Source organism: Chryseobacterium sp. UF-290, assembly GCF_058245615.1.
Genome location: NZ_JBSICB010000004.1, coordinates 238,656 through 264,327, shown reverse-complemented (window position 1 = coordinate 264,327; position 25,672 = coordinate 238,656). Strand labels below are relative to the sequence as shown.

Sequence of the window (25,672 nt, the reverse complement as noted above, 5' to 3'; positions counted from 1 at the left end):
CTGATTTACACAATCACATTTACTCCCACTTCTTCCAACCCTTCCTTATCTTCATTAGAAATACCCACATCTGTAATCAGGTAATCTACTTTATCTAATAAGGCAATTTTACCAAAACCTTTCTTATTTAATTTTGAAGAATCCGCAAGAATTACCGTCTGGTCTGCACATTCAATCATAATTTGGTTCAAATGGGCTTCTGCCGCATTCGAAGTACTGATGCCAAATTCCAGATCAATTCCGTCCACCCCCAGAAAAAGCTTATTACAGGAAAATTGTTTAAGGATCCCTTCTGAAATAGATCCCACTATAGAAGTAGAGCTTTTCCGGACCTCACCTCCCAATTGAATAATATTAATATTAGGATTATTACAAAGTTCAATCGCAACCCGTAAAGAAGAAGTAAGCACCGTAAGCGGGCCAAAATTCATCAGCATCCTTGCAAGGTAATGCATCGTTGTTCCGGAAGCCAGTATGATACAGTCATTCTCCTGGATCAAAGACAAAGCCGCTTTGGCAATAGCCTGCTTTGCCTCTACATTGATATTTTCCTTCTCTCCTACATTTTTCTCATAGGCATATCTTACCTGCTTGCTCGCTCCTCCATGATTCCGGAAAAGCAGCCCCAGACTTTCAAGATGATTCAAATCCTTTCGGATCGTAACTGAAGAAACATTCAGTTTTTCACACAAATCCTGAACAAGAACATGACCTTTTTCATCAAGCTCTTTCAATATTTCATCATGCCTTGGAATTAGCTTCTCCATTTTATTCGTTTCTTCAAAAATACCGTTTTTTTTTCACATGTTGAAATTTCATTTATTTTCTTTTTACTTTCATTTTTAATTTATATATTTGAAAACGAAACATAAACGAAACATTTATGAAACGAAACGAAGAACTCAGTACATTAACCCATGTAAAAGAATGGGACTTTATTGTCATAGGAGGAGGAGCCAGTGGGTTAGGTTCAGCATTAGACGCAGTAAGCAGGGGGTTCAAAACTTTATTGCTTGAATCTCATGATTTTGCGAAAGCAACATCCAGCCGAAGTACAAAATTAGTACATGGTGGAGTAAGATATTTGGCACAGGGAGATGTCGGCCTGGTAAAAGAAGCATTAAAAGAAAGAGGTCTGTTAGCAAAGAATGCAGCGCATATCGTAAAAAACCAGTCTTTCATTATTCCCAATTATACATGGTGGGGCGGAATCTATTATAAAATAGGATTATCCGTTTACGATTTCCTTGCCGGAAAGCTGAGTTTGGGTAAAACAAAATACATCAGCAAATCAAAAACCGTTGAAAAGCTTCCCACTATTGAACAAAACCATCTGGTGAGTGGTGTGGTTTACCAGGACGGACAGTTTGATGACGCCAGATTGGCGATCAACCTTACCCAAACCATTATTGAAAAAGGAGGAACTGCCATCAATTATATGAAGGTTATCGGTCTATTGAAAAACAGCGCCGGTAAGATCATCGGGGTTACCGCTGAAGATCAGTTTACTCAGCAGCAGTATCAGATCCATGCGAATGTGGTCATCAATGCAACAGGAGTATTTACCAATGATATCCTTAATATGAACAATCCCAAGCATGGGAAATTCGTTGTTCCAAGCCAGGGAATTCATTTGGTACTGGATAAGTCTTTCCTTAAAAGCGACGATGCCATTATGATTCCGAAGACTTCAGACGGAAGGGTTCTGTTCGTGGTCCCCTGGCATGACAGGGCTTTGGTAGGAACTACAGATACTCTTCTGAAGGATGAAAGTTTTGAGCCTCGTGCTTTGGAGGAAGAGATCAGCTTTGTTTTGAATACAGCAAGACAATATCTGGCTAAAAAGCCAACCCGTGAGGATGTGAAGTCTGTTTTTGCCGGACTCCGCCCTCTGGCCGCTCCTAAAGACGGAAGCAAAAGCACTAAAGAGGTTTCAAGAAGCCATAAGGTTGTAACATCCGAAACAGGGTTGATTTCCATCATCGGAGGAAAATGGACGACTTACCGCAAGATGGCGGAAGACACGGTAAACGAAGCAATGAAAGTTCACAGGCTGGGAAATACTTCATCTAAAACAGAACATCTTTCCATCCATGGAAATGTGAAACCTGAACAGGTAGACAGAACCAACCATTTATATGTTTACGGGTCTGATATTCCGGCAATAAAAGCTTTACAGGAGATCAACCCACACTACGCTCAAAAGATCCACCCGGATCATCCATTCACCGTAGCAGAAGTAGTATGGGCAGCAAGGAACGAAATGGCAGAAACCGTTGAAGATGTTCTGGCAAGAAGAGTGCGCTTATTGTTCCTCGATGCAAGAGCAGCAATAGACAGCGCTCATCATGTAGCAGGGATCATTGCTGAAGAAAAAGGATATTCTGAAGAGTGGGCACAGAAACAGGAAAATGAATTCATTGAATTGGCAAGAGGGTATTTATTAACTCCTTACTCGCCTAAAGTTATCAACCTAAATTAACACACTATATATGAATGAAAAGTTAATTCTCGCTTTAGATCAGGGAACAACCTCCTCCAGAGCGATTCTATTCAACCACAGCGGAGAAATAAAGTTTGTATCTCAGAAAGACTTCAGACAGATCTACCCAACTCCGGGCTGGGTGGAGCACGACCCTAACGAAATCTGGTCATCACAGATCTCTGTAGCAGCAGAAAGCATTGCCAAGGCAGGCATTTCAGGATTGGAAGTAGCTGCCATCGGTATTACCAACCAACGTGAAACTACGGTTGTTTGGGACAAGGAAACCGGCGAGCCTATTTATAATGCCATCGTATGGCAGGACCGCAGAACTTCAAAATATTGTGATGAACTGAAAGAACAGGGCCACGCTGAGATCATCAAAGAAAAAACGGGACTTGTGCTTGACGCCTACTTCTCTGCCACCAAACTAAAATGGATTCTGGATCATGTAGAAGGAGCAAGAGAAAAAGCAGAAGCAGGAAAGTTATGTTTCGGAACTGTTGATACATGGCTTGTATGGAAACTAACCCGTGGAAAGATGTTCATCACCGACGTATCCAATGCCAGCAGAACAATGCTTCTGAACATTCACACTCTGGAATGGGATCAGGATCTGTTGGAATTATTTGACATTCCTAAAGCTATTCTTCCGGAAGTAAAGCAAAGCAGCGAAATATACGGAGAAACTGCAACGACCTTATTTTCAACTAAAATTCCTATTGCAGGGATTGCAGGGGATCAGCAGGCTGCTTTATTCGGCCAGATGTGTACATCTCCCGGAATGGTAAAAAACACTTACGGAACAGGGTGCTTTTTATTGATGAATACAGGGAAAGAAGCTGTATCATCTAAAAACAACCTGCTTACAACGGTAGCATGGAAGATCAACGGAGAGGTCAATTACGCTTTGGAAGGAAGTGTATTTGTGGGCGGTGCGGCCATTCAATGGCTGAGAGACGGCCTTAAGCTTATCAAATCGTCAGAAGAAGTAAATGAATTGGCAGCTTCCGTTGAAGATAACGGCGGAGTCTATTTCGTTCCTGCACTTACCGGACTGGGAGCTCCATACTGGGATCAGTATGCGCGGGGAACCGTTGTAGGCATCACCCGTGGAACAACTGACGGCCATATTGCAAGAGCAACATTGGAAGGAATTGCATTCCAGGTGTATGATATTGTAAAATCTATGGAAGCTGATTCCGGCAGAGAGAGTCTGGAGCTGAGAGTGGATGGCGGAGCTTCTGCGAGCAACCTGCTGATGCAGATACAGTCTGATCTGTTCGGCTTTAAAATAACAAGACCAAGGACCCTTGAAACGACTGCGCTTGGTGCCGCTTATCTTGCCGGCCTTGCAGTAGGCTATTGGAAAAACATAGACGAAATACAGGCTCAATGGATCGTAGACAAAGACTTTCACCCTCAACTGGAAAAAGAGAAAGTCGATAAAATGCTTCATTTTTGGAAAAAAGCCGTATCACATGCCCAAAACTGGATAGAAGATTAATTGCCTGACCTTAAAAAAACTCACATGACACCATTTATTGCAGAATTAATAGGCACAGCGCTTCTTATATTATTAGGAAACGGTGTTGTAGCCAATGTTGTACTAAAAGATACGAAAGGAAATAATTCCGGCTGGATCGTAATTACCACCGCCTGGGCATTAGCCGTGTTCGTTGGGGTAACGGTTGCCGGACCTGTAAGCGGAGCCCATCTGAATCCAGCTGTAACAATTGGCTTAGCTACCGCCGGAAAATTTTCCTGGGATTTAGTCCCTTCCTATATTGCCGCTCAGATGATGGGAGGCATGCTAGGCGCATTTCTGGTATGGCTGTTTCATAAAGACCATTTTGCTGTGACAGAGGATGAAGGAGCCATGCTGGCCTGCTTCAGCACCGGTCCCGCTATCAGAAAAACGTCCTCCAATCTTATCAGTGAGATCATCGGGACCTTCGTACTTATTTTTGTCATCTTTTATTTTTCAGATCCAAGTATTTCCCTTCATGCAGATCCTTCCGCTAAAGTAGGGCTTGGTTCTGTAGGAGCTATTCCTGTAACATTTCTGGTATGGGCAATAGGACTATCACTAGGAGGAACTACAGGATATGCTATTAACCCCGCAAGGGACCTCGCTCCCAGGATCATGCATTCCATTCTTCCTGTAAAAGGAGGCAGTGATTGGGGATACGCATGGATTCCGGTAATCGGCCCGGTTATAGGAGCCGTTATCGCAGCTTTTTTATTTGGATATTTAAACTAAAAAAACAAAGGATACAAATGATGAAAATCTTAAAAGGGATCTTCCTGCTTGCTTTAGGGGCAGGAAGGTTATTTTCACAGGAAAGCAATGAAGCAAAAGAAGGCAGACTTGACTTCACCGCCAATATTCAGAACAATCATTTATGGAGAGGGCTGATCATTACGGATAAGCCTGTTGTGATGGGAAATCTTTCCTATGCTTTGGACGCGGAAAAGAAATGGAAAGTAGGTATCTGGGGAGCCTCTGCTCTGGCAGATGATAAGGACAATACTCATTACAAGGAGATCAATTATTACATCCAATATTCTGACGGACGTTTTTACATCGGGCTATGGGATCTTTATAATTCAAGAAATATCAATACCACAGTTGCTGCTGATGACATATTCAGCTATTCCCAGAGAAGAACAGCACATATTATTGATCTGAGGACCAATTATACTTTCGGGCCTTCTTTTCCCATTAATATTGAAGCTGACATCATGCTTTACGGAGGAGCCAATGCAGGAGAGGTTATTCTGGAACCGGACGGAAGCTATAAAAAGAACAGATATTCCACTTACATTCAGGCAAGCTATCCCGTAATCAGCGGGCAGAAAGTGAATCTGGATGCTTTTGTAGGAGCCGGATTTGCTCTCAACGATAAAACCTTCCTGTATGGAAATGGTAAAAACAGTTTTGACATCGTGAATATAGGGGTAAAAGCCGGTAAGGTCATTAAAATCACAGATCACTACAGTCTTCCCGTATCTATGATGGCCATGTGGAACCCGTCTAATAAATATGCACGGATTCAGCTTGCTGCGACAGTTTTTTAAACTGAGTTTAACTCAATTATATAAGCCACTCCTTTTGGGGTGGCTTTCTTTGGGTCATACAGGTTATATAAAAACAGAGATTTAATGCCTGAATATTATAACACCAGTTAGTTTTTTTAATCACAACTGATGATCAATCACCGGGATTTTACGGTTTATAGTTTGTATAAATATATTTAATTTTGAAAAAAAAGTTATGAAAAAGATTTTCAGTTTACTCATCCTGTGTATCAGCATTTTCAGTCTGGCGCAGCAGGTAGAAGTTCCTTTTACCGGACACAGAAGTTTTGACATCATGAAAGGATACAGTGGGACCGGTACTCCCCATTATTACCTGGATGTGAAAAAAAACGGTGATGTATATTTCGGATATGTTCAGGTTAATCAGGCTAACGGAAAAGAAACGACAGAGGAAATAAATGCCGGCAAGTATGCTCCTGATAAAGTGATGAAAGTACAGTTCAAGAAATTTAAGGAAACTTTCTTTGTTAAGTTCGATAAGAATAAAATCTTTATGACTGACGAAAAAGGGAATGTTCAGAATCTTGAAGGATGCTGCTCTTCCAGTGAAAGTATAGATAAGGATACCTGCGCCTGTGAAAGCGAATTATATCAATGAAAATTATAAAAGTCTTATTACTATTCTTACTTGTTATATCATGTAGCAGTAAGGAGGATCACCCTTACACGTTTTATTACTGGAAAACGGGATTAAAGCTGGATAAGGAAGAAAAAAAGGCATTGGATAAAGCTTCGGCACCTTTTCTTTACACCAGATTTTTTGATGTGGATAAAACAGGCGGAAAGTTCCAGCCTGTCGCTGTGATCACAAAGGATCAGAGCTTTCAGACGGATAAACAAATTGTACCCACTGTATTTATCACCAATCCTACATTGATTGGTATTTCTTCTGAAGAAATCAAGTTTCTTGCGGAAAGCGTTCATCATTTAGTTCAAAAAAAAATTGAAGAGTATCATTTAAAGGTTAACAATGAAATTCAGATCGACTGTGACTGGACCGCCGGAACAAGAGATGATTATTTTAAATTTTTAAAGGAACTGAAAAAGGTTTCCGGAAAAGAAGTTACCTGTACCCTACGTCTCCATCAGGTCAGAGATAAGAAGAAAACCGGAATTCCGCCTGTGGAAAAAGTATATCTGATGTGCTACTCTACTTCTTCTCCTTTGGAAAGGTCTGATAAAAATTCAATTCTGGATGTCAATATTCTAAAAAGCTATCTTTCAAAACTGGAGGATTATCCTATAAAAAAAATTGAAGTAGCTCTTCCTATTTATTCCTGGGGCATTGTTACCAATCACCTGGAAAAGCACAGACTGATCAACGCCTTATCTAAAAAAGATCTTGAAAATCCTGATTTTAAAAAGATCTCGGATCATGAGATTGAAATTATGAAGGACGGCTTTTATTTTGGGAGCTATCTGAACAAAGGCTTCAGAATAAAAGTAGAGGAAATCTCAGAAGAACAGCTGGAAGAGGTCATTGCTTTCTTACAGAAAAAAATACCACACTTTACTATTATTTATTATCAATTAGATAGTAAATTTGTGTTTGATCGAAAATTGTAAATCTCCTGAAGATTAGACAGGTCATTCAATACTTACCTTATGAATTACCTGCCAGACATTTTAATACTAAACTATTATATAAGCAATACAAAAACACTACAAACCCTATGAAAAAGTATATTCTTTCACTTGCGGTTGTATCACTTTTCTATACGAAATCTGACGCCTGTGCCTGGTCGGATCCTGATTATGAATACTTCAACCTTTTTACACAAAGCATTATAAAGGATAAGTCTTATCTCCCTTTCCTGCACAATTATTCTTCAAGGTTTTACAGCGGGTACAATCCCTCCCTGATTCCTGATGACAATCTGGAGACTTGGAAAAAGTTCTTTAATAACCAGCTTAATTATGCTGAAACAGAGAGCCTGGTGTATAAAGTAAGCATGAATGATCTTAATGCACTGAAGAATGGGAATCCAACGAATCCCCTTCTGCAAAAGCTTGGAACAGGATTTTACCAGAAATATAAGGAAGCTGTTGATTATCTGATTGAGGCAAAATACCTGGAGCCTTATATGAGCATCAATTATGTAGAAAGTGATAATTCATTTTACTATGACAGGGATTCCAACAGGAAGAATGCGACAGCTCTTGATTATAACAAAACCATCACCGCGCTCACGTCATTGTATAATGCTGCCAGAAACCCTGAAATCAAACAGCGTTACGGATATCAGCTGGTACGCCTGAACCATTATACAAGAAATTACGATGCTGCTATCCAGGCTTTCAAAACATATATTGACCCTATAAAACTGAGAGGCACAGTTTACTTTATGGCACTGGATCAGCTGGCAGGCGCTCAAAGAGGACTGGAGATGAACAGTGATGCCAACTGGAACTTCTTTCAGGTATTCATGAACAGCAAAGACCGTAAGGAGTCTGCTTTTGTTTCTATGAAACTTTCGGATACGGCTTCTTTCAGCAACATCATGAAGAGAGCGGGAACGAATGAGGAAAAAAATATGGCTTATTTCCTTTTAGGATATGAGGATTTTAACAACCCGATCCCTATCATGGAAAAGATGTATGAGATCAATCCTGACTCTGAGATCCTGAAAGTAATGGCAGTGAGAAGCATCAATGAACTGGAAAGGAGCTATCTTCCTACGTATTACTATACTGACGCTGCTTCCGGGAAAGTATCCGTGCAAAGAGGGAAAACAGACAGCAAGGACTCACAAGATTCCCAAGCCGATAAAGCCACTACCGAAGTAAAAGAAGAGAAAGTTTCTTTCTGGCAGAAAATCGTAAGGTTCTTTAAAAATCTTTTCGGAGGTTCCAGGTCTGGCAAAACCGGAGATGGAAATAAAGCAGACCAAAGTGATGATGAGCTGTTCAGCAACCCGGACAGAATTCCGTTCTATACAAGAACAGGATACTATTATGATAATAATACCCAGGATTATCTGGATGACCTTGAAAAATTCACTGAAAAAACAAAAGAAAAGTCTAAGGATGAATATTGGCAGATCGCAGATGCTTATCTTAAGTTTTTAAAGAAAGATTATAAAGCAAGCTCTGCAATCCTGAATGACATTAAAACGACCAATCCTGAATATCAGGAAGAAATCAAAAGAATGAAAGTGCTGAACGATATTGTTTCCCAGCCCAAAATTGATGCTGCCTACGAAGATCATTTAATGAAGGATTATGCTGAATATTTTGCAGAGAAAAAAGTGGAGAAAGACACCGTTACTTCCAATGATTATGATTATTATGGCAATGCTCCTTCTACTGCTGATTTCCTGAAGGATGTTCTTGCCAACCGTTACTTCCTTCAGGGAGAAGACGGAAAGTCATTCCTGATGAATAATAAGCTTTCTGATCTTCAGTATAATCCGAATTCAAACCTGGTAAAAAGCGTTGAAGATTTCTACAGAAAAACGAACAAAACCCAGTTTGAGCAGCAGATCATTGCTAAAAACATGGACAGTGTAGGAAATATTGATGCGTTTTTTAATACCATCTACGGAGACAGGGCCATGAGGCTTGCCAACTTCGAAAAGGCTAAATCATATTACGAAAAGGCCCTGCAGTTTGCCGGAATCCCAAGAGTCAACTATGACTGGTCAGAAAAAAGTGGTCAGACCATTACCCCCAAACAGTATACTTCTACTGAGTATAACGGTTTTGATAACGTTTCAAATCTGGTTTTTGGCCACAATGTATGGGAAAGCTTTGGAAGCCCGGAAACGGAAAGTATGAAAGCGGAAAATTATTCTGATTTCCCTTTTATTAAGAACAGCATGAATAAGCTGGAACTGTGTGACGCATTGCTCCAGCTTAAAAAGATTGGAAACGGAAATGATGAAAAAGCGGCGAAAGCGAATCAGCTTATCGGAAATCTGTTATATAATACTTCTATTTTAGGGTATTACCGACAGTTGTTTGTCATGGATATTGATAACAGCAACGGAGGCAAGTATGACTTCTGGAACACAGACCGGACCAATCCTTACAAGTATTATTATAAGAACTTCCTTGACACATCTTATATTGAGCCTGATAATTTTGATCTGGCCATCGGTTATTACCAGAAGGCTCTTAAGCTTTCCAACAACAAAGAAGAAAAGGCAAGAATCCTGTTCCAGATGGCAAGTGCTGAACAAGGTAAATATTACCAGTATGAAGCGAAAGCTCCAAAAGATATCGACTATTCTGATCCGAAATGGTCTGAAAAAGAAGATGCCCGCCAGAAAGAGCTGGATCATCTTAAAAATCAAAAATACAGAACGTATTTTGCTCAGCTGAAAGCTCAGTATTCAGATACGGAAACAACCAAAGACCTGATGGGAAGCTGTAGCTATTTCAGCTATTTCATGAGATAGTAGTTACTATAAACGAATAAGCAGAAAATTATTAACTTCAAATAAAAAAGAGAATGATTTCTCATTCTCTTTTATTTTGTTGTTCCTGTTTCTGTAACCATTCTTCATGTTTCCTTTTGAAGAATTCATATTTATAATCCTGATTTCTTTGTGCCGCATCTATGGAATGAGACATATGAATATCTGCATCTTTTTTGGCAAACTGTGCCAGGTTTTCATAGTAGCAGTGGAGCTGATCCAGCTCTGCTTCCGTGAGATCTTCAATATCGACAATACGGTTACTCGCTTTTTCGTGAGCAGCTATGATTTCATTCAGCTTAATCTGTATTGCCTTAGAATCTTTATTTTGTGCTTTCTGAATCAGGAATACCATTAGGAATGTAATGATTGTGGTTCCGGTATTGATCACCAGCTGCCACGTTTCCGAATAATGAAAAAAAGGCCCGGAAACAGCCCAGACAATTACAAGAAGCATGGCTCCCATAAAGGCATTACCGCTTCCTGTGAATTTTACGGCCTGGTTTGAAAACTTTTCAAAAAAATTATTATTCTTGTGACTCATTGCGTTCATATTTTATTAATTAAATTTATAAAATTAACACGAACAAGCAGAAAGAATGTTGAAGTTAAGCCAAAAGTTGGAGCTATAAGCCGGAAGTACTATTGGGAATGTAAAATACTGGAAGAATTTTAATAGAAAATTATTGTATAATCTAATTCATAAGGAGAATGGATCTTTTTCAGACTAACAGAATTTCCATCATCCAGCTTCCTGCCTCCTTCCCTATTTCATTTTCCTGAACCTATGCCACCAAATCAGAAATCCTGTAACCGGTAAAGAGCAGCCGATAAGAGATACGATAAAGTACAGTATAATACTTGGAAGTCCCATAATTTCTCCGGTATGCAAAGGTTTTGCCAGAGAGGTAAACTGCTTGTTCAAAGGTTTATCTGAAAACAATTCTTTGGTTTTGAAGACCCCGGTTTTATCAAAGGTTACTCCATCCGGCAGCATCATTCCCAAAAGATTGTGGGTATTGGTCTTAATAACCACATACCTTGGATTATCCTTGTTGGGAAGCTCTATACTGGTAACAGCTACGTAAGGAAGATGCTGATCAGACAGCTTCAGGATCTTATCAATAGAAGCGGAAGCCGCATCTTTCAGATTCTTCTTTTCATCCTGCTTCTGGAGCATATCTTCCAGAAGTCCGCCGAAAGCATCATCTCCAGTATCTTCTTTTTTTGAAATATTGTCTATTGAAGATCCTCCCAAGCTGATGATAAGGCCGTTTTTTACCCAGGGATACGTTACATACAGACCTGTGACAGCAATAAAGAAGAGCATCAGAAAAGTATAAAAGCCGAGTGTATTATGAAGGTCATGATTAATACGCTGAAATTTCGCTTTCCACATGACAGTCAGCCCCTGTTTTAAAAACTTCAGCTTTTTAGGAAGCCAAAGAATCAGACCTGAAATCAGGAGCATACAGAATATCAGCACAGATGCCCCTACGATCTGACGCCCTGCGTTACCCATCATAAGATTTCTATGAAGGTCTAAAACCACTTCAAAGAATCTGCCTGACCCGATTTCCGGCTGCCCAAGGATATTTCCCGTATATTGATTGTAATAAGCACTTTTATCCAATTGATTTTCCCGGTAGCCGATCATATAGCTTCTTCCTTTATCATCAGGGATCATTAAGGAAGTAAGCTCTTTATTCTGTTGTAATAATTCGGTCTGGATCAGGTCAGGATTTTTAACTTTACCGGAGGTTGGGGTGATGTATACCTTATCTCTGTTGCTAAAATCAATGATCTGGTTTTTAAAAGCATATAAGCAACCCGTAAGGCACATCATAAAAACAACTATACTTGATAAAAGCCCCAGCCAGAGATGGAGAAGCCACATCAGGTATTTAATTACCGATTCATTTTTTCTCCTTTTTCTGTAAAGACTTTTAAAAAATAATTTCATGCTGGTACTAATAACAAAAACATTAAGACCTTTTTACGATCTTAATGTTCTTTACATTAAAATTAATATGAATGTTTAAAGTTATTTTCTTCCCTTGAACTGAACATCCTTTACAATCTCTTCGAATTTGGTATAATGCTCAGGAGTTAATGCTTTCTGAATAGCAGCCTTTCTCTGGGCATCAAATTTTTCCCAGTATTCTTTAGCCAGATCATTATTCCCATGATATACGTCATGAGCATCATTAAATGCTTTTTCAAAAGCGTCATTGGCCGCATTCACCACTTTGAATTCATCTTCGGAAAGCTGTGCTTCCGTTTTAATTCTTTCCAGTAAAGCATTATCATATCTTGGTCTCTTTCTGGAATTCTCATCAACGAATTTGTTGAATTTTTCCATTTGAGGACCATCCAGTACTTTAGCCATTTCCAGGGACTGCTGTGCTCTCAGTTCTTCATTTTTGATTCCTAATGCCACACGGTCCATATTTCCTCCCTGAGCTTTTGCAGCCTGGAAGTTCTGTTCCTGCAGATCCTGATATTTTTTAGTGATCTCATCGAAGCTTTTCTCCTGATCAGGGGTAAGCTGTACTTCAGTTTTGAACTGGTTATAGTCGATACCTTTCTTCTTATCTCCTGAACATGACATTGCCACTGCTCCAAGAGCTAATGCTAAGAATACTATTTTTATACTTTTCATAATTGATGATTTGTTAATTAGAATTTATAGTTTACCTGTACGGCAAAGTTTCTTGGCTGGATCTGATCGATGTATCCTCCTCTGAAGTACGAATTATACCCTACTGCATCGAAAATGTTATTAAAGAATGCTCTTAGTCCTAATCCATTTTTGAAGGAATATCCTACCTGAGCATCTACTGTAGTATATTGTGGCATAAAGAACGGTTTTTCTCCAGGTTGTGTCCCATTTACATGACCGTTATCCGTATTGGTGTATATTTGTTTATAATCGTCCACCGGTCTTTTTCCAACAAAATAAATTCCTGCACCTACATCAAGCCCCGTAAGAACTCCTGTATCAAATTTATAGTTCAACCATGCATTTGCTGAATGTTTAGGTGTATTAATAGGTGCTGAGCCATTAACAAATGAAGGACTATCTTCATATTTTGCATCAACATAAGCCCATCCGGTCATTACCTGAAGATTTGGAAGAATTTTACCAATTAATTCCACTTCAATACCTTGCCTTTTTAAGTTACCAGCCAATGCATATTTCCCGGTAGAGTTTCCTCCATCAAGAATTTCGTATGATAAATTGTCTGTATTGATGTCAAAGAGAGTTACATTAAATCTTAACCTTTCATTAAGCCAGTCGGATTTGATTCCTGCTTCCCATTGTTTCGTTGTGGATGCTCCTACAGTTCCTCCACTGAATAACTCATTATTAGAACTTCTCAAAGCAGTTGTACTTGTATAGGAACCAAATATATTCATGTTTTCAATCGGTGAAATCATAATTCCCAAGGAAGGATTCCAGGCATAGTCTTTTTCTTTATCCGAACCTATCAATCTACTGTAACGAACCCCTAAATGAGCCTTGATATATTTGTTGAAAGTAATAACGTCCTGAGCCATTAACCCAAAAGTTGGTGCCACTGTATTGACAATCGGATTTTTATCGATCAGTTCAAAATTATTAGCATCAATATTTGAAGGCAGAATATTATTGATATCATTAAGAACATTAATGGCATCTACGTTTTTTGCTTTATAAGACGTAGTTGTCACATTAGATTCTTTCCAGTCAAAGCCAACCTGAAAAGTATGTTTCATAAAACCTGTCATAACATCAGAACCGATGAAATCAAACTGGAAAGCTTTATTCAGATCTTCACGTTCTGATTTTGTAAGAGTTCTTTTTCTCATCTCATTCGGACTCTTATTATCAATTGGAGCTAATGCCGCTCCTACAATATCCGTTTGGTAAGATGAACTCATATAAGCAGCTCTCAATTTTAACTTCTCTGTCAGCTTCCTTGTTGCAGTGGTTGAAAAATTAAACGTCTCAGTTTTTGCTTTATCTGTAGAAAAACCAAGGAATTTTCTTTCTGGCATTCTGTATATTGCTTCAGTATCTCCCTTAGCCAGATTAACAGTACCTCTGTCCGGCGTGGTATTGTTATGCAGATAATCCATTTCCACTATAATTTCCGTTTTATCATCCGGACGGATCGCAATGGATGGGTTCACATAAATACGGTCTGTATTAATAAACCTTCTAAAACTGTTACTATTCTGATAGGCTGCATTGAATCTGACAGCAATTTTTCCCTGTGAATCAAGAACTCTCTGGAAATCCACAGTTGGTCTGTAAAAATCCCAGCTACCATATCTGAAACCTACGTTGGTCTGATTAATAAATTTTGGAACTTTAGTCACAACATTGATTACACCACCAGCAGATCCCAAGCCATCACCAATACCTTGTGTAACTGCTGCAGAACCTTTAATTACCTGAATACTTTCTATCCCCTGCATATCAGTAAGCATAGCTGCTGTACGGAAATCTGAATCCATCTGAACTCCGTTTTTTAAAACAGGAACTCCTCTGTACCCTCTGATTGACATACTTTCTCTTGTACCTCCATAGCTACCGAATTGGGTAACTCCAGGAACATTCTTAGCTACATCTGTAACAGTCAATCCTCCTAAGTCTTCGATTACTTTATAAGAAATTACAGAAATACTCTGAATCTGATCTCTGGTTTTTAATGGTAATCTGGTAATTGCATCTAAACCTTGCGGCTGTTTCTTTTTTTCACCAAATAGTTCTACTTCATCAATTTCTTTTGATTTCTTAATAGAATCATTCACTTGCTGTGCGCTTACGAAAACCCCACCTAATACAAGCAGAGAAAAGGATACTACTTTATTCATCTGATAATTTTTTGCAAAATTATTGTTTTTATTCATTCTAAATAAACAACAATAGATGATATATCTCATTGTGAAGAATTACTAAATATGAAATGTTAAATATCCCGTGTCATCTTAAAAGATACTCTCAACAATAGCTCCAATTAATTGGAAAATAAAAAGAGATGCTTCTGGTATGATAGCATCTCTTTAAATTTTGAAAGACAAATTCTTAAGATCATAGTTCTAAGCTGAGGAATTAAATTAATTCAAATCTCTTCTTTACTTTGAAGGATATTTTACTGCCTTATCTATTTCAATAGGGTTATTTTCTTTTAGCATCATTTTTTTACGCTCATCAGACATTCCCTTTATCTGGTCTATGCTCTTGATCTGCACTCCATAAACATAAAATGTATTTTCAGGATTGGTATTAGATTTAAATGATTCTGCAATATCATGCAACGGATCATTATAAAGTTCCAATTGTTTTTTTGCGATGATCTTATCATTCACAGGGATGGGTTTCTTTCCACTAAAACTCTCCAGGAAAGGTGTTTCATAGGTTTGGGAAAATTTCATACTTTTAACCAGTTTAAAAACATAATTCTTCTTGCTGTCTTCTATTTCGAATATCAGTCCCGGAAGCCCACGGAATTTATAAGGCCCCTCACTTAAATTGATGTCTTTACAAAACCAGGCCTCCCATTTTCTGCCTCCGAAAGCTGTAGTTGCTTTTTGTAATTTGTATTGACCTTCTATCTTAGTTTCATCTGATAATTTCCAGTTGATCCTATCATTAGATCTTAAAGAATAAAAATCGGTCAGCATAATGAGTGATGTATTTTCAGAAGAGTTCTTTTTCCTGATAACAGCAGGAAGATCGTCATTCCACATGGATCTTTTGCTTCCTCTGATCGTATTTAAAGAATCATTTTTTGCATAAGCATAAGGATAGAATTTAACATCTTCGGGATTCACATCCAAAATCATATTGGTTTTAATAAAGTCCTTGGCCAATGAGTCTTTTTTATATTCGAGCTGATACACAAAACGGTGGGTCTGTGCCCCAAATATTAAAGGAATTAATAAGAAAATGAGTTTTTTCATAGTATAAGTTTGAACCAAAAATATCAATAAAGCCTGAATTTATCTAACTATATTAATAATCTTTTTTGAAAATTGAAGCAAAAAAAATCCGTCCCTAAAAAAGAACGGATTCTATAATCATTGCAAAGTATGCAGTTATCACACTTTAATTTCAACATCTACACCGCTTGGTAACTCTAACTTCATTAGAGCATCAACAGTTTTAGAAGAAGAAGAGTAGATATCCATCAGTCTCTTGTGAGCTGAAAGTTGGAACTGCTCTCTTGCTTTCTTGTTTACGTGCGGAGATCTCAACACTGTGAAGATTCTCTTATTCGTTGGCAATGGAATTGGTCCGTTTACAACAGCACCAGTAGCCTTTACCGTTTTTACGATTTTCTCTGCAGATTTATCTACCAAGTTGTAATCGTAAGATTTAAGTTTTATTCTGATTCTTTGTGACATTTTAATCTAATTTAATATTAACCTTTAGCCTTAGCGATTACTTCTTCAGCAACGTTCTGTGGAGCAGCTTCGTATCTTTCGAATTCCATAGAAGATGTAGCTCTACCTGAAGATAATGTTCTAAGAGAAGTTACATAACCAAACATTTCAGAAAGCGGAACGAAAGCTTTGATAACTTTAGCGTTATTTCTGTCATCCATACCGTTTACTGTACCTCTTCTTCTGTTAAGGTCACCTACGATATCACCCATATACTCTTCAGGAGTTACTACTTCAAGTTTCATGATTGGTTCCATGATAACTGCTTTAGCAGCTCTACCAGATTCTTTGAAACCTAACTTCGCAGCAAGTTCGAAAGATAATTGGTCAGAGTCAACCTGGTGATAAGATCCATCTTTCAATGTAATCTTCATAGATTCAACCTCAAATCCAGCCAAAGGACCGTTCTTCATAGCTTCTCTGAATCCTTTTTCAACTGAAGGGATAAATTCTTTAGGAATGTTACCACCTTTAATTTCGTTGATGAATTCAAGACCTGTTTTACCTTCGTCAGCAGGACCGATTTCGAATACGATATCCGCGAACTTACCTCTACCTCCAGATTGCTTTTTGTAAACCTCTCTGTGGTTAGCTTTTTGTGTAAGAGCTTCTTTGTATTCTACTTGTGGCTGACCTTGGTTAACTTCTACTTTGAACTCTCTTCTCATACGGTCTACGATGATATCCAAGTGAAGCTCACCCATACCAGAGATAATAGTTTGTCCTGAAGCCTCGTCAGTTTTAACCTGGAACGTTGGATCTTCTTCAGCTAATTTAGCCAGAGCGTTACCCATTTTATCCTGGTCAGCTTTAGTTTTAGGCTCAACAGCGATACCGATTACCGGATCTGGGAAGATCATAGATTCAAGAACGATTGGGTTCTTTTCATCAGATAATGTATCTCCTGTTTTGATATCTTTAAATCCTACAGCTGCACCGATATCTCCAGCTTCGATATACTCAACCGGATTTTGCTTGTTAGCGTGCATCTGATAGATTCTTGAGATTCTTTCTTTGTTACCAGATCTTGTGTTCAAAACATAAGAACCAGCATCCAATCTTCCTGAATAAGCTCTGAAGAATGCTAATCTACCTACGAATGGGTCAGTAGCAATTTTGAAAGCTAATGCAGAGAAAGGCTCTTCTACAGATGGTTTTCTTTCGATATCAGCATCAGTTCTTGGGTCTGTTCCTTTGATATTATCCTTATCTAGTGGAGAAGGAAGATATTTACAAACAGCATCCAACATAAACTGTACTCCTTTGTTCTTGAAAGAAGAACCACAAGTCATAGGAATGATAGAAAGATCAATAGTAGCTTTTCTAAGCGCTTCGTTAATTTCCTCTTCAGAAATTGAATCCGGATCTTCGAAGAATTTCTCCATCAAAGTCTCATCGTAATCAGCTACAGCTTCTACTAATTTCTCTCTATATTCAAGAACTTCATCTTTCATGTCTTCCGGAATTGGAACTACTTCATAAGTAGCACCTTGTCCAGCTTCATCCCAAATGATCGCTCTGTTTTTAATTAAGTCTACAACTCCTTTGAAATCTTCTTCAGCACCGATTGGTAAAACGATTGGAACTGCATTAGATCCTAACATTTCTTTTACTTGTTTTACAACGTTCAAGAAGTCAGCACCTTGTCTGTCCATTTTGTTTACGAATCCCATTCTAGCAACTTTGTAGTTGTCAGCAAGTCTCCAGTTTGTTTCAGACTGAGGCTCTACTCCGTCTACTGCAGAGAAAAGGAATACCAATCCATCCAATACTCTCAAAGATCGGTTTACTTCTACTGTGAAGTCAACGTGTCCCGGTGTATCGATGATGTTGAAGTGGTAAGGTTTTGTTTCAGGTAATTTCTTACCTTGATCTGTTGGGAAATTCCAGTTACAAGTAGTTGCAGCAGAAGTAATAGTAATACCTCTTTCTGCTTCCTGTTCCATCCAGTCCATTGTAGAAGCACCATCGTGAACTTCTCCAATTTTATGGTTTACACCTGTATAGAATAAAATCCTTTCTGTAGTGGTAGTCTTACCTGCATCAATGTGAGCAGCAATACCAATATTTCTTGTAAATTTAAGATCTCTTCCCATTTCAGATTAGAATTTGAAGTGCGAGAAAGCCTTGTTAGCTTCCGCCATTTTGTGAGTATCAGTTTTCTTTTTGAAAGCTGCACCTTCTTCTCTTGAAGCAGCTACAACTTCGTTAGCTAATTTCAAAGCCATAGACTTATCATTTCTAGCTTTAGAATATTTGATTAACCATTTCATTGCCATAGAAATTTTTCTGTCAGCTCTGATTGGCATAGGGATCTGGAAGTTAGCTCCACCTACTCTTCTGGAACGTACTTCTACGTGAGGCATTACATTAGTCAATGCATCTTTCCAGATTTCAAGTGCAGTTTTTTCGTTATCTCCTTTTTTAGTTTCTACGATATCTAATGCATCATAGAAAATTTTGAATGCGATTGACTTTTTACCGTCAAGCATTAGGTTATTTACGAATCTAGTTACCAATTGATCATTAAATTTCGGATCTGGTAACAACGGTCTTTTTTTCGCTTTCGTCTTTCTCATTGTCTTATTCCTTATTTAATGATTATTTTTTCTTTCCTTTTGCTGGTGCAGCTGCAGCCTGACCTGGTTTAGGTCTCTTAGCTCCATACTTAGATCTTCTCTGTGTTCTTCCATTTACACCTGCAGTGTCTAATGCACCTCTTACGATGTGGTAACGTACTCCCGGTAGGTCTTTCACCCTTCCGCCTCTTACCAATACTATCGAGTGCTCTTGAAGATTATGTCCTTCGCCCGGGATGTAGGCGTTAACTTCTTTACCGTTAGAAAGTCTTACCCTTGCAACTTTTCTAAGTGCAGAGTTAGGTTTCTTCGGTGTAGTAGTATATACTCTCGTACATACACCACGTCTTTGTGGACAAGAATCAAGGGCAGCCGATTTGCTCTTCTTGGCAAGCGTGGCTCTTCCTTTTCTTACTAATTGTTGAATAGTAGGCATTTAATTGCTTTTTATTTTAGGGTGCAAAAATAGGAATATTTTTTTAATCTGCAAACACTTATATAAAAATTAAAATCAAACACTTACATCAAAAAACAGACACGATTCAATATGGCAATCAGAGAAGCATAATATACATGCGGAAAAGAGATTAAAAAAAATAGATCTAACCGCTAAAAAAATAAATATTAAATAATTATGAAATATAAACCAGTCTTCATATTTTATTCAGGATAAAAAATGCAAACAGAATCTGATACATCCAAACTATTTTAAAAAACTTTCGTATAGTTATCATCTATTAATATTCAGAGGAGTTCGGCACAATATTTCGTAAATTTGAGATATACAAAAATAAACTTCAAAAAATAAATATATACATATGAAAAACGCTAGTATTATCGGCCTTAAAGAAGCTGATTGCAAAAACATCTCAGAAAAATTAAATGTACTTTTAGCCAACTATTCTGTATTTTATCAGAACACCAGAGGTTCTCACTGGAACATCAAGGGCGATCAGTTCTTCACTCTTCATCCTAAGTTTGAAGAGTTGTATAACAGCCTTGTTTTAAAGATTGATGAAATTGCAGAAAGAATCCTGACGCTGGGAGCAACTCCGGCACACAATTATTCTGATTATTTAAAGGTAGCCACCATCAAAGAAAGCAAAGAAGTTACTGACGGCTCCAAAAGTGTTGAGCAGATTCTAAGTTCTTTCAAAGTGGTGATCGATCTGCAGAGGGAGCTTTTAGATATTACAGACCAGGCAGGTGACGAAGGTACGAACTCTCAGATGAGCGACTATATTACGGAGCAGGAGAAAGAAGTTTGGATGTACAATTCTTATCTGGGAAAATAACTCAAGCAAAAAGCATTGAAATATTTCAAAAAAATCGTCTTACATTTAGACGATTTTTATTTTTTATTTTTATATTTGCGTTAAAATTACACATATAATGAACGATGTAAGACTGAACTCAATTCTAGATAATGATTTTTATAAAATAACCATGCAGAATGCTGTGGTGAAATTATTTCCTAATTCTATTGTAAAATATGAATTCATCAACAGAGGTAAGCATCACTTTCCTGACGGTTTTGACGTTGCCTTGAAAGAGGCCGTCAATAAAATGGCAGAACTTAAGCTTACCAAGGATGAAAAAAAATTCATGGCAAGAACCTGTCCTTATATTGATCTGCCCTATCTTGATTTTTTGGAGGGCTATCATTACGACCCGTCTGAAGTAAAGATCCATCAGGAAGGAGGCGATCTTTCTGTCATCGTCGAAGGCCTCTGGTACAGAACCATTCTTTGGGAAGTTCCCTTGCTCGCACTGATCAGCGAACTCCATTATGAGATGAATCATATGGAAAGAGACTCCAATGAAGTGGTTATGAGCAAAACCATTGAAAAGGCAGATTCATTAGGCAGACTTGGAGTAACCTTTGCTGAGTTCGGAACCCGAAGAAGACATTCCTATAAAGTACAGAACCTGGTGATGGAAGCCTTAACCCAGAAAAAGGAATCCACCTTTATCGGAAGCTCCAATGTTCATTTTGCAATGAAATATGGGGTAAAGCCAATCGGGACCCATGCTCACGAATGGTTTATGTTCCATGCTGCTGAATATGGATTCAAAATGGCTAATGAACTGGCTTTGGAACACTGGGTGGATGTATACAGAGGAGACCTGGGAGTAGCACTCTCAGATACTTATACTACTGATGTTTTCTTCCAGCAATTTGACAAAAAGTTTGCCAAGCTTTTTGACGGGGTACGCCATGACAGTGGTGATCCTTTAGAGTTTGCCGATAAAACCATTGCCCATTATCAGAAGAACGGAATTAATCCTATGTTTAAATATATTATTTTCTCCGATGCGCTGAATCTTGAAAAAGTAGAAGAAATCACCAGCTATTGCAGAGGAAAAATAGGCATCTCTTTTGGTATAGGGACCAACCTTACCAATGATGTAGGATTAAAGCCAATGAATATTGTGATGAAACTGATCGGTGTACAGGCTCCTAATAAAGAATGGATCCCAACAGTAAAGCTTTCTGATGAGCATGGAAAATATACCGGTGATCCGAAAATGATCGAGCTGGCTAAAGAATTTTTAAGAATAAAAGATTAATACAATGATACTAAGAATATTTTTAACACTATTTATTTTTGCAACCATATCATCATCTGCGCAGGAAAAGAAAACTGAAAGTCCTAAATTTAATCAGGAATTAGCCACATCTCTGGGTGCAGATAAGTACGGAATGAAACCCTATACTATTGTCATGCTCACCACAGGTTCTGTCAAGATTGATGATCAAACAAAAATGGGAGATATAATGAAAGGCCATATGGCCAATATCGGAAAACTCGCCGACGAAGGTAAAATTGTGGTGGCGGGACCTTTTCTGGGGAAAAATAAGCAGAACTACCGTGGTATGTTTATTTTCAATACCCAATCAAAAGAAGAAGCTGAACAGTGGGTAAAAACTGACCCTGCGGTTCAGGCAGGCGTTTTCAGCTATGAGATTTTCCCGTGGTACGGATCTGCAGCATTGCCTTTATACCTTAAACATCATGAGGAAATATCTAAAGAAAATCCATAGCAGGATCTATTTAAAATTTTCCTGAAATTTTGAAACCAACCACTTTATTAGAATTAAACACTATTTTATCCTGGTTTTCAGACAATTATCTGCTAAATCACTTTTATCAATTTCTAAAATACTCCTTTAAAGCAGTAAAACAACCAAAATAAATCACAAAGAATAGTAATTTTTTAAATAATATTTAATAAAATACGAATTTTATTACATTTTCCATTACCAAAGATAATAATTATTATATTCGGTATAATAAAAAAACTTATCTTATGAAGAAAATTCTATTCTCGGGATTCATGGCATTGTCAATGATGAGCAGTGCCCAGATTTTAGTTACTGAAAGCTTTGAAAATGGAACCTATCCGGGATTTGTAATAAGCGGTGGCTATACCGGTTTATTATCAGGTCCCACAGCCGGTTCATACATTATTGGCAATTGCGATGGGACTACATCCATAGGTGCAGAATCTTATGGTTCGAGTACTACTAACAGAACCATTAACTTAGTCTATACAAAGCCGGCGAGCGTAACAGCTAATGGAAAAAAAATTGATATTTCTTTTTCATATTCAACACAACCTTATAATACTTCCAGTCTTATTGGAGGTAATATTAATGTGGAATATTCTACAAACGGAGGCACTACCTATACCCCTGTAAGCACACCTATTACATTAACCAGCGCAGCTCAAACATGTGCTACATATACAGGCACAATTCCTGAGAGCGCCAATGTAAACGGGGATTTTATGCTAAGAATCCAGACTGTAGGTACAGCAGGTACTACATATGATTTTTATAGCTTGATAGATAATGTAAAAATCAAACAGGAAGTCACTGCTGTTCCTACCTGTACCACCATAAGCAGCCCGGCCAATGGAGCAACCGGAACTTCTGTACGCCAGCAGATAGCCTGGAGTGCTGCTGCAGGCGCAGAAGCCTACCAAATAAAAATCGGCACTACCTCAGGAGGCTCAGATGTATATTCCGGAACAACCTTCAGTACTTTTTACACCCCAACATCATCTAATGCTTTTCCTGAAAATACCACCCTCTATGCAACAGTTACTCCTACGAATGCTTTAGGAAATGCAACAGGATGTCAGGAGATATCTTTCACAACAGCCACTAATCCTTTTACACCATACTGCGGTCCTCTTTTTGCTAAAAGCAGTGTATTTCCAATATCCAATATCATATTCAGTGATCTGACCAATGCATCCAGCACTACGGCCAATGCAGGTGAGGGTCATGAAAATTTCATCAGCAAAGCAGCCACTGTTACCAGAGGAACCTCTTATCCTATAACTCTTACCGGTACCGGGCTAGGTAGTAACCGATTCGGATTTACAGTATTTATAGACTGGAACCAGAACGGAAGCTTTGCAGATGCAGGAGAATCCTATTTTGTTACTTCAGATTTCGCCGGAGGCACTGGCAATACAGTCACTGTCAATAAAAGCATTGCGGTACCCGCTACTGCAATCCTGGGCAATACAAGAATGAGAATAAAATATCAATTTAATAGTTCAACAACCTCTGTGAGGACAGAACTATCGGACCCATGCACCGATCTCAATGAAGGACAGGCTGAAGACTATACCATTACAGTAGAAGATGTATTAGCCACTTCGGAAATCAATGGTAACAAAAAAGCGGATATTTCCGTTTACCCTAATCCATTCAAAGATATTCTGAAAATTTCTGATACAAAAGGAGTGAAATCAATTTCTGTAACGGATGTTTCCGGCAGACAGGTGAAAACGCTTAAGGCCGGCAATGAGCTCAACCTTTCTGATCTGAATTCAGGCCTTTACCTGATCAACCTTCATATGGAAGACGGAAGTGTAAAAGCGCTAAAAGCTATTAAAAAATAATATCTTTAAAACAATTTTTATAATTGAAAGGGCTGTTTCATTTCTGAAACAGCCCTTTTATTATGTCACTAATGTATGGATCCTTTTATGTAATACATGTATAATCTGAAAGGATAAAAAATAAGAGGTCACCCGTTTAAGGCAACCTCGTTCTTATTGTTTATTAGTAGTCAATACAGATAAACGGTTTTCTCTGCGGATAACAGCAGTAAGGATTACTACAAAATATATAACCCGGGCTACAACCTCCATCAATTGGGGTTTCACATGCTGCTATAGCTCCTCCTAAAACAGTTTTCAACTCTTTTCTGTTTAAGCTTTTTAAATTTTTCATGATTAATTTAGTTTAATTTGATTTCCTACTCTTTAAGATTTTCGGATTCCTCTCTTATTTATCTCTCTTTATATGGAATTAAATATACAATTTATTTTTCAAAATACTATATCTCAGTAAATTATAAATAAAATTATATACATTTATAAAATTATATCTTGAATAATTGAATTATTTTTTTTACTTTAACTGTATCAGAAATACACTTATCATATTCATAGTAAACAAGTTATAACTCAACCAATAGTATCATTAAAAATGAATTCCATGAAAAAAATGAATTTTACAAAACTTTCAAGAAAAGAACTTAAAGAAGTATCAGGAGGAACTTTGTATCCTGCCTTAGAATGCTATTCCAACAGAGATTGCAGCCGCTACGGAGAAGCTATGATCGCATGCCCTGATGGAACAACCTCCATGACCGGTTACTCATGTATGGGCGGGAAATGTATGATTGAAACAGGATTCTGTGGACCTTTGGTTCCTATTGGTCCTATTGGTCCGGGGCCTTTAGTACCGATACAGCCATAGTGAATGGAAAAATAAATGCAGTGAGTCTTGCCGACTCACTTTTTTAGTATCTTTAAATAAACAAAATCAACCATGAAAACTATCGAAGAAGTTCTGAAAAAGCTTGATGATATCATCATCCGGTGTAAGGAAAACAAAAGTCCGGCAGGATATTTCGCCTGTACATACCGGATCATGACGGTACAGGTACTGAAAGGTATTCAGCAGAAAAAATTTGAAGATAACCAGAGAATGACCTTACTCGACATCGCTTTTGCCCAAAGATACCTGGAAGCCTGGGAAAGCTACAGCAAAGGAAAAAAATGTACCCACTCGTGGTATATCGCCTTTGAAGCAGCCCAAAATAAAGATCTGATCATATTACAGCATATTTTCCTGGGTATGAATGCCCATATCAATCTGGACCTGGGAGTTTCAGCAGCTTCTATCATGCCCTACCGGAAAATAAACCCATTGAAAAAAGATTTCGAAAACATAAATACCATTATTGCTTCGATCAACCAGAATGTGCAGGATTCTTTAAACAAAATATGTTATCCGGTAGATCTGATAGATAAGCTCTCCAACGGTAAAGATAATACTGTGCTTGATTTTGCCATATCAAGGGCAAGAGATACCTCATGGGCAACGGCAGTGATCACTTCAAATACACCCAATTTCTTAAGAGATTCAGTGATCAGTATTGTGGATTACGCGGCAGCAAAAGTCGCAACACAAGTATTGAATCCAAAAATACTCACTCCTTCTCTTTTAAAGGAATTAAAAAAATGTGAAAGCAGTGATATTGTCAAAAATATTGAAATTTTAGAATCGACAAAAAATGCCTGATAAAATCAAAAAAAGCCGGGATCTTCCTCACGGATCCCGGCCC

At 38.1% G+C, this 25,672-nt stretch carries 24 protein-coding genes; 13 read left to right on the top strand and 11 right to left on the bottom strand.

All coding sequences use genetic code 11. From position 1 onward, the window contains the following. Positions 1-5: 5 nt before the first annotated feature. Positions 6-767 (bottom strand): DeoR/GlpR family DNA-binding transcription regulator, encoded by a 762-nt coding sequence (locus AC4IF5_RS06675; protein WP_490732874.1) that lies wholly within the window; start codon positions 765-767, stop codon positions 6-8. Positions 768-883: 116 nt separating this feature from the next. Between AC4IF5_RS06675 and AC4IF5_RS06670 the strand changes: the two genes are divergently transcribed. The 7 genes from AC4IF5_RS06670 to AC4IF5_RS06640 all read left to right on the top strand — a co-directional run bounded on the left by AC4IF5_RS06670 (position 884) and on the right by AC4IF5_RS06640 (position 9,984). Further along, complete coding sequence (locus tag AC4IF5_RS06670; protein WP_490732872.1) at positions 884-2,482, top strand: glycerol-3-phosphate dehydrogenase/oxidase; 1,599 nt, start codon at positions 884-886, stop codon at positions 2,480-2,482. A 10-nt stretch (positions 2,483-2,492) separates the two neighbouring features. Next, positions 2,493-3,989, top strand: a complete 1,497-nt coding sequence (gene glpK, locus AC4IF5_RS06665; RefSeq protein WP_490732870.1) for a glycerol kinase GlpK — start codon at positions 2,493-2,495, stop codon at positions 3,987-3,989. 24 nt (positions 3,990-4,013) lie between these two features. Then, positions 4,014-4,745: an MIP/aquaporin family protein gene (locus tag AC4IF5_RS06660; RefSeq protein ID WP_490732868.1), complete on the top strand. Its 732-nt coding sequence runs from the start codon at positions 4,014-4,016 to the stop codon at positions 4,743-4,745. 17 nt (positions 4,746-4,762) lie between these two features. Further along, complete coding sequence (locus tag AC4IF5_RS06655; protein ID WP_490732866.1) at positions 4,763-5,563, top strand: hypothetical protein; 801 nt, start codon at positions 4,763-4,765, stop codon at positions 5,561-5,563. Positions 5,564-5,759: 196 nt separating this feature from the next. Next, positions 5,760-6,182, top strand: a complete 423-nt coding sequence (locus AC4IF5_RS06650) for a hypothetical protein (RefSeq protein ID WP_490732865.1) — start codon at positions 5,760-5,762, stop codon at positions 6,180-6,182. Next, entirely contained in the window at positions 6,179-7,150 is a 972-nt protein-coding gene (locus tag AC4IF5_RS06645) for a hypothetical protein (RefSeq protein WP_490732863.1), read from the top strand. Before AC4IF5_RS06650 ends, AC4IF5_RS06645 begins: the two co-directional genes overlap by 4 nt. A gap of 107 nt (positions 7,151-7,257) precedes the next feature. Continuing rightward, positions 7,258-9,984: a hypothetical protein gene (locus AC4IF5_RS06640; protein ID WP_490732861.1), complete on the top strand. Its 2,727-nt coding sequence runs from the start codon at positions 7,258-7,260 to the stop codon at positions 9,982-9,984. Positions 9,985-10,045: 61 nt separating this feature from the next. Here AC4IF5_RS06640 and AC4IF5_RS06635 read toward each other — a convergent pair whose 3' ends face one another. From AC4IF5_RS06635 to rpsL, 9 genes are all read right to left on the bottom strand, one after another. Next, a complete protein-coding gene (locus AC4IF5_RS06635) occupies positions 10,046-10,546 on the bottom strand; it encodes a low affinity iron permease family protein (protein WP_490732859.1) in 501 nt (166 codons plus the stop codon). A gap of 222 nt (positions 10,547-10,768) precedes the next feature. Beyond that, positions 10,769-11,965: a PepSY-associated TM helix domain-containing protein gene (locus tag AC4IF5_RS06630; RefSeq protein WP_490732857.1), complete on the bottom strand. Its 1,197-nt coding sequence runs from the start codon at positions 11,963-11,965 to the stop codon at positions 10,769-10,771. Between the two features lie 81 nt (positions 11,966-12,046). Next, positions 12,047-12,664, bottom strand: coding sequence for a hypothetical protein (locus AC4IF5_RS06625; protein WP_490732855.1), 618 nt, complete (start codon positions 12,662-12,664; stop codon positions 12,047-12,049). 17 nt (positions 12,665-12,681) lie between these two features. Next, positions 12,682-14,865 carry a TonB-dependent siderophore receptor gene (locus AC4IF5_RS06620; protein ID WP_490732853.1) on the bottom strand — a complete coding sequence of 728 codons (2,184 nt, stop codon included), beginning with the start codon at positions 14,863-14,865 and terminating at the stop codon, positions 12,682-12,684. 261 nt (positions 14,866-15,126) lie between these two features. Beyond that, positions 15,127-15,954, bottom strand: coding sequence for a GLPGLI family protein (locus tag AC4IF5_RS06615; RefSeq protein WP_490732851.1), 828 nt, complete (start codon positions 15,952-15,954; stop codon positions 15,127-15,129). 138 nt (positions 15,955-16,092) lie between these two features. Further along, the gene (gene rpsJ / locus AC4IF5_RS06610) at positions 16,093-16,398 is read right to left on the bottom strand and encodes a 30S ribosomal protein S10 (protein WP_002661363.1); all 306 of its coding nucleotides are present in this window, start codon (positions 16,396-16,398) and stop codon (positions 16,093-16,095) included. 17 nt (positions 16,399-16,415) lie between these two features. Beyond that, positions 16,416-18,533 (bottom strand): elongation factor G, encoded by a 2,118-nt coding sequence (gene fusA / locus AC4IF5_RS06605; RefSeq protein ID WP_490732847.1) that lies wholly within the window; start codon positions 18,531-18,533, stop codon positions 16,416-16,418. A 6-nt stretch (positions 18,534-18,539) separates the two neighbouring features. Next, positions 18,540-19,016, bottom strand: a complete 477-nt coding sequence (rpsG, locus tag AC4IF5_RS06600) for a 30S ribosomal protein S7 (RefSeq protein ID WP_002983149.1) — start codon at positions 19,014-19,016, stop codon at positions 18,540-18,542. Between the two features lie 22 nt (positions 19,017-19,038). Further along, positions 19,039-19,452 carry a 30S ribosomal protein S12 gene (gene rpsL / locus AC4IF5_RS06595; protein ID WP_002983146.1) on the bottom strand — a complete coding sequence of 138 codons (414 nt, stop codon included), beginning with the start codon at positions 19,450-19,452 and terminating at the stop codon, positions 19,039-19,041. 382 nt (positions 19,453-19,834) lie between these two features. Here rpsL and AC4IF5_RS06590 point away from each other — a divergent pair, with 382 nt between their 5' ends. From AC4IF5_RS06590 to AC4IF5_RS06575, 4 genes are all read left to right on the top strand, one after another. Further along, a complete protein-coding gene (locus tag AC4IF5_RS06590) occupies positions 19,835-20,311 on the top strand; it encodes a Dps family protein (protein ID WP_490732842.1) in 477 nt (158 codons plus the stop codon). A gap of 97 nt (positions 20,312-20,408) precedes the next feature. Beyond that, positions 20,409-21,587 (top strand): nicotinate phosphoribosyltransferase, encoded by a 1,179-nt coding sequence (gene pncB / locus AC4IF5_RS06585; protein WP_490732840.1) that lies wholly within the window; start codon positions 20,409-20,411, stop codon positions 21,585-21,587. Positions 21,588-21,591: 4 nt separating this feature from the next. Next, positions 21,592-22,062 carry a YciI family protein gene (locus AC4IF5_RS06580; RefSeq protein WP_490732838.1) on the top strand — a complete coding sequence of 157 codons (471 nt, stop codon included), beginning with the start codon at positions 21,592-21,594 and terminating at the stop codon, positions 22,060-22,062. Between the two features lie 266 nt (positions 22,063-22,328). Next, positions 22,329-23,936 carry a GEVED domain-containing protein gene (locus tag AC4IF5_RS06575; protein WP_490732836.1) on the top strand — a complete coding sequence of 536 codons (1,608 nt, stop codon included), beginning with the start codon at positions 22,329-22,331 and terminating at the stop codon, positions 23,934-23,936. Between the two features lie 163 nt (positions 23,937-24,099). Here AC4IF5_RS06575 and AC4IF5_RS06570 read toward each other — a convergent pair whose 3' ends face one another. Continuing rightward, a complete protein-coding gene (locus tag AC4IF5_RS06570; protein ID WP_490732834.1) occupies positions 24,100-24,270 on the bottom strand; it encodes a bacteriocin-like protein in 171 nt (56 codons plus the stop codon). Positions 24,271-24,537: 267 nt separating this feature from the next. Here AC4IF5_RS06570 and AC4IF5_RS06565 point away from each other — a divergent pair, with 267 nt between their 5' ends. Both AC4IF5_RS06565 and AC4IF5_RS06560 read left to right on the top strand, forming a co-directional pair. Continuing rightward, positions 24,538-24,801 (top strand): bacteriocin-like protein, encoded by a 264-nt coding sequence (locus AC4IF5_RS06565; RefSeq protein WP_490732832.1) that lies wholly within the window; start codon positions 24,538-24,540, stop codon positions 24,799-24,801. 72 nt (positions 24,802-24,873) lie between these two features. Next, on the top strand, positions 24,874-25,629 hold the full coding sequence (locus AC4IF5_RS06560; RefSeq protein ID WP_490732830.1) for a DUF5995 family protein: 756 nt from the start codon (positions 24,874-24,876) through the stop codon (positions 25,627-25,629). The last annotated feature ends 43 nt before the right edge of the window (positions 25,630-25,672 follow it).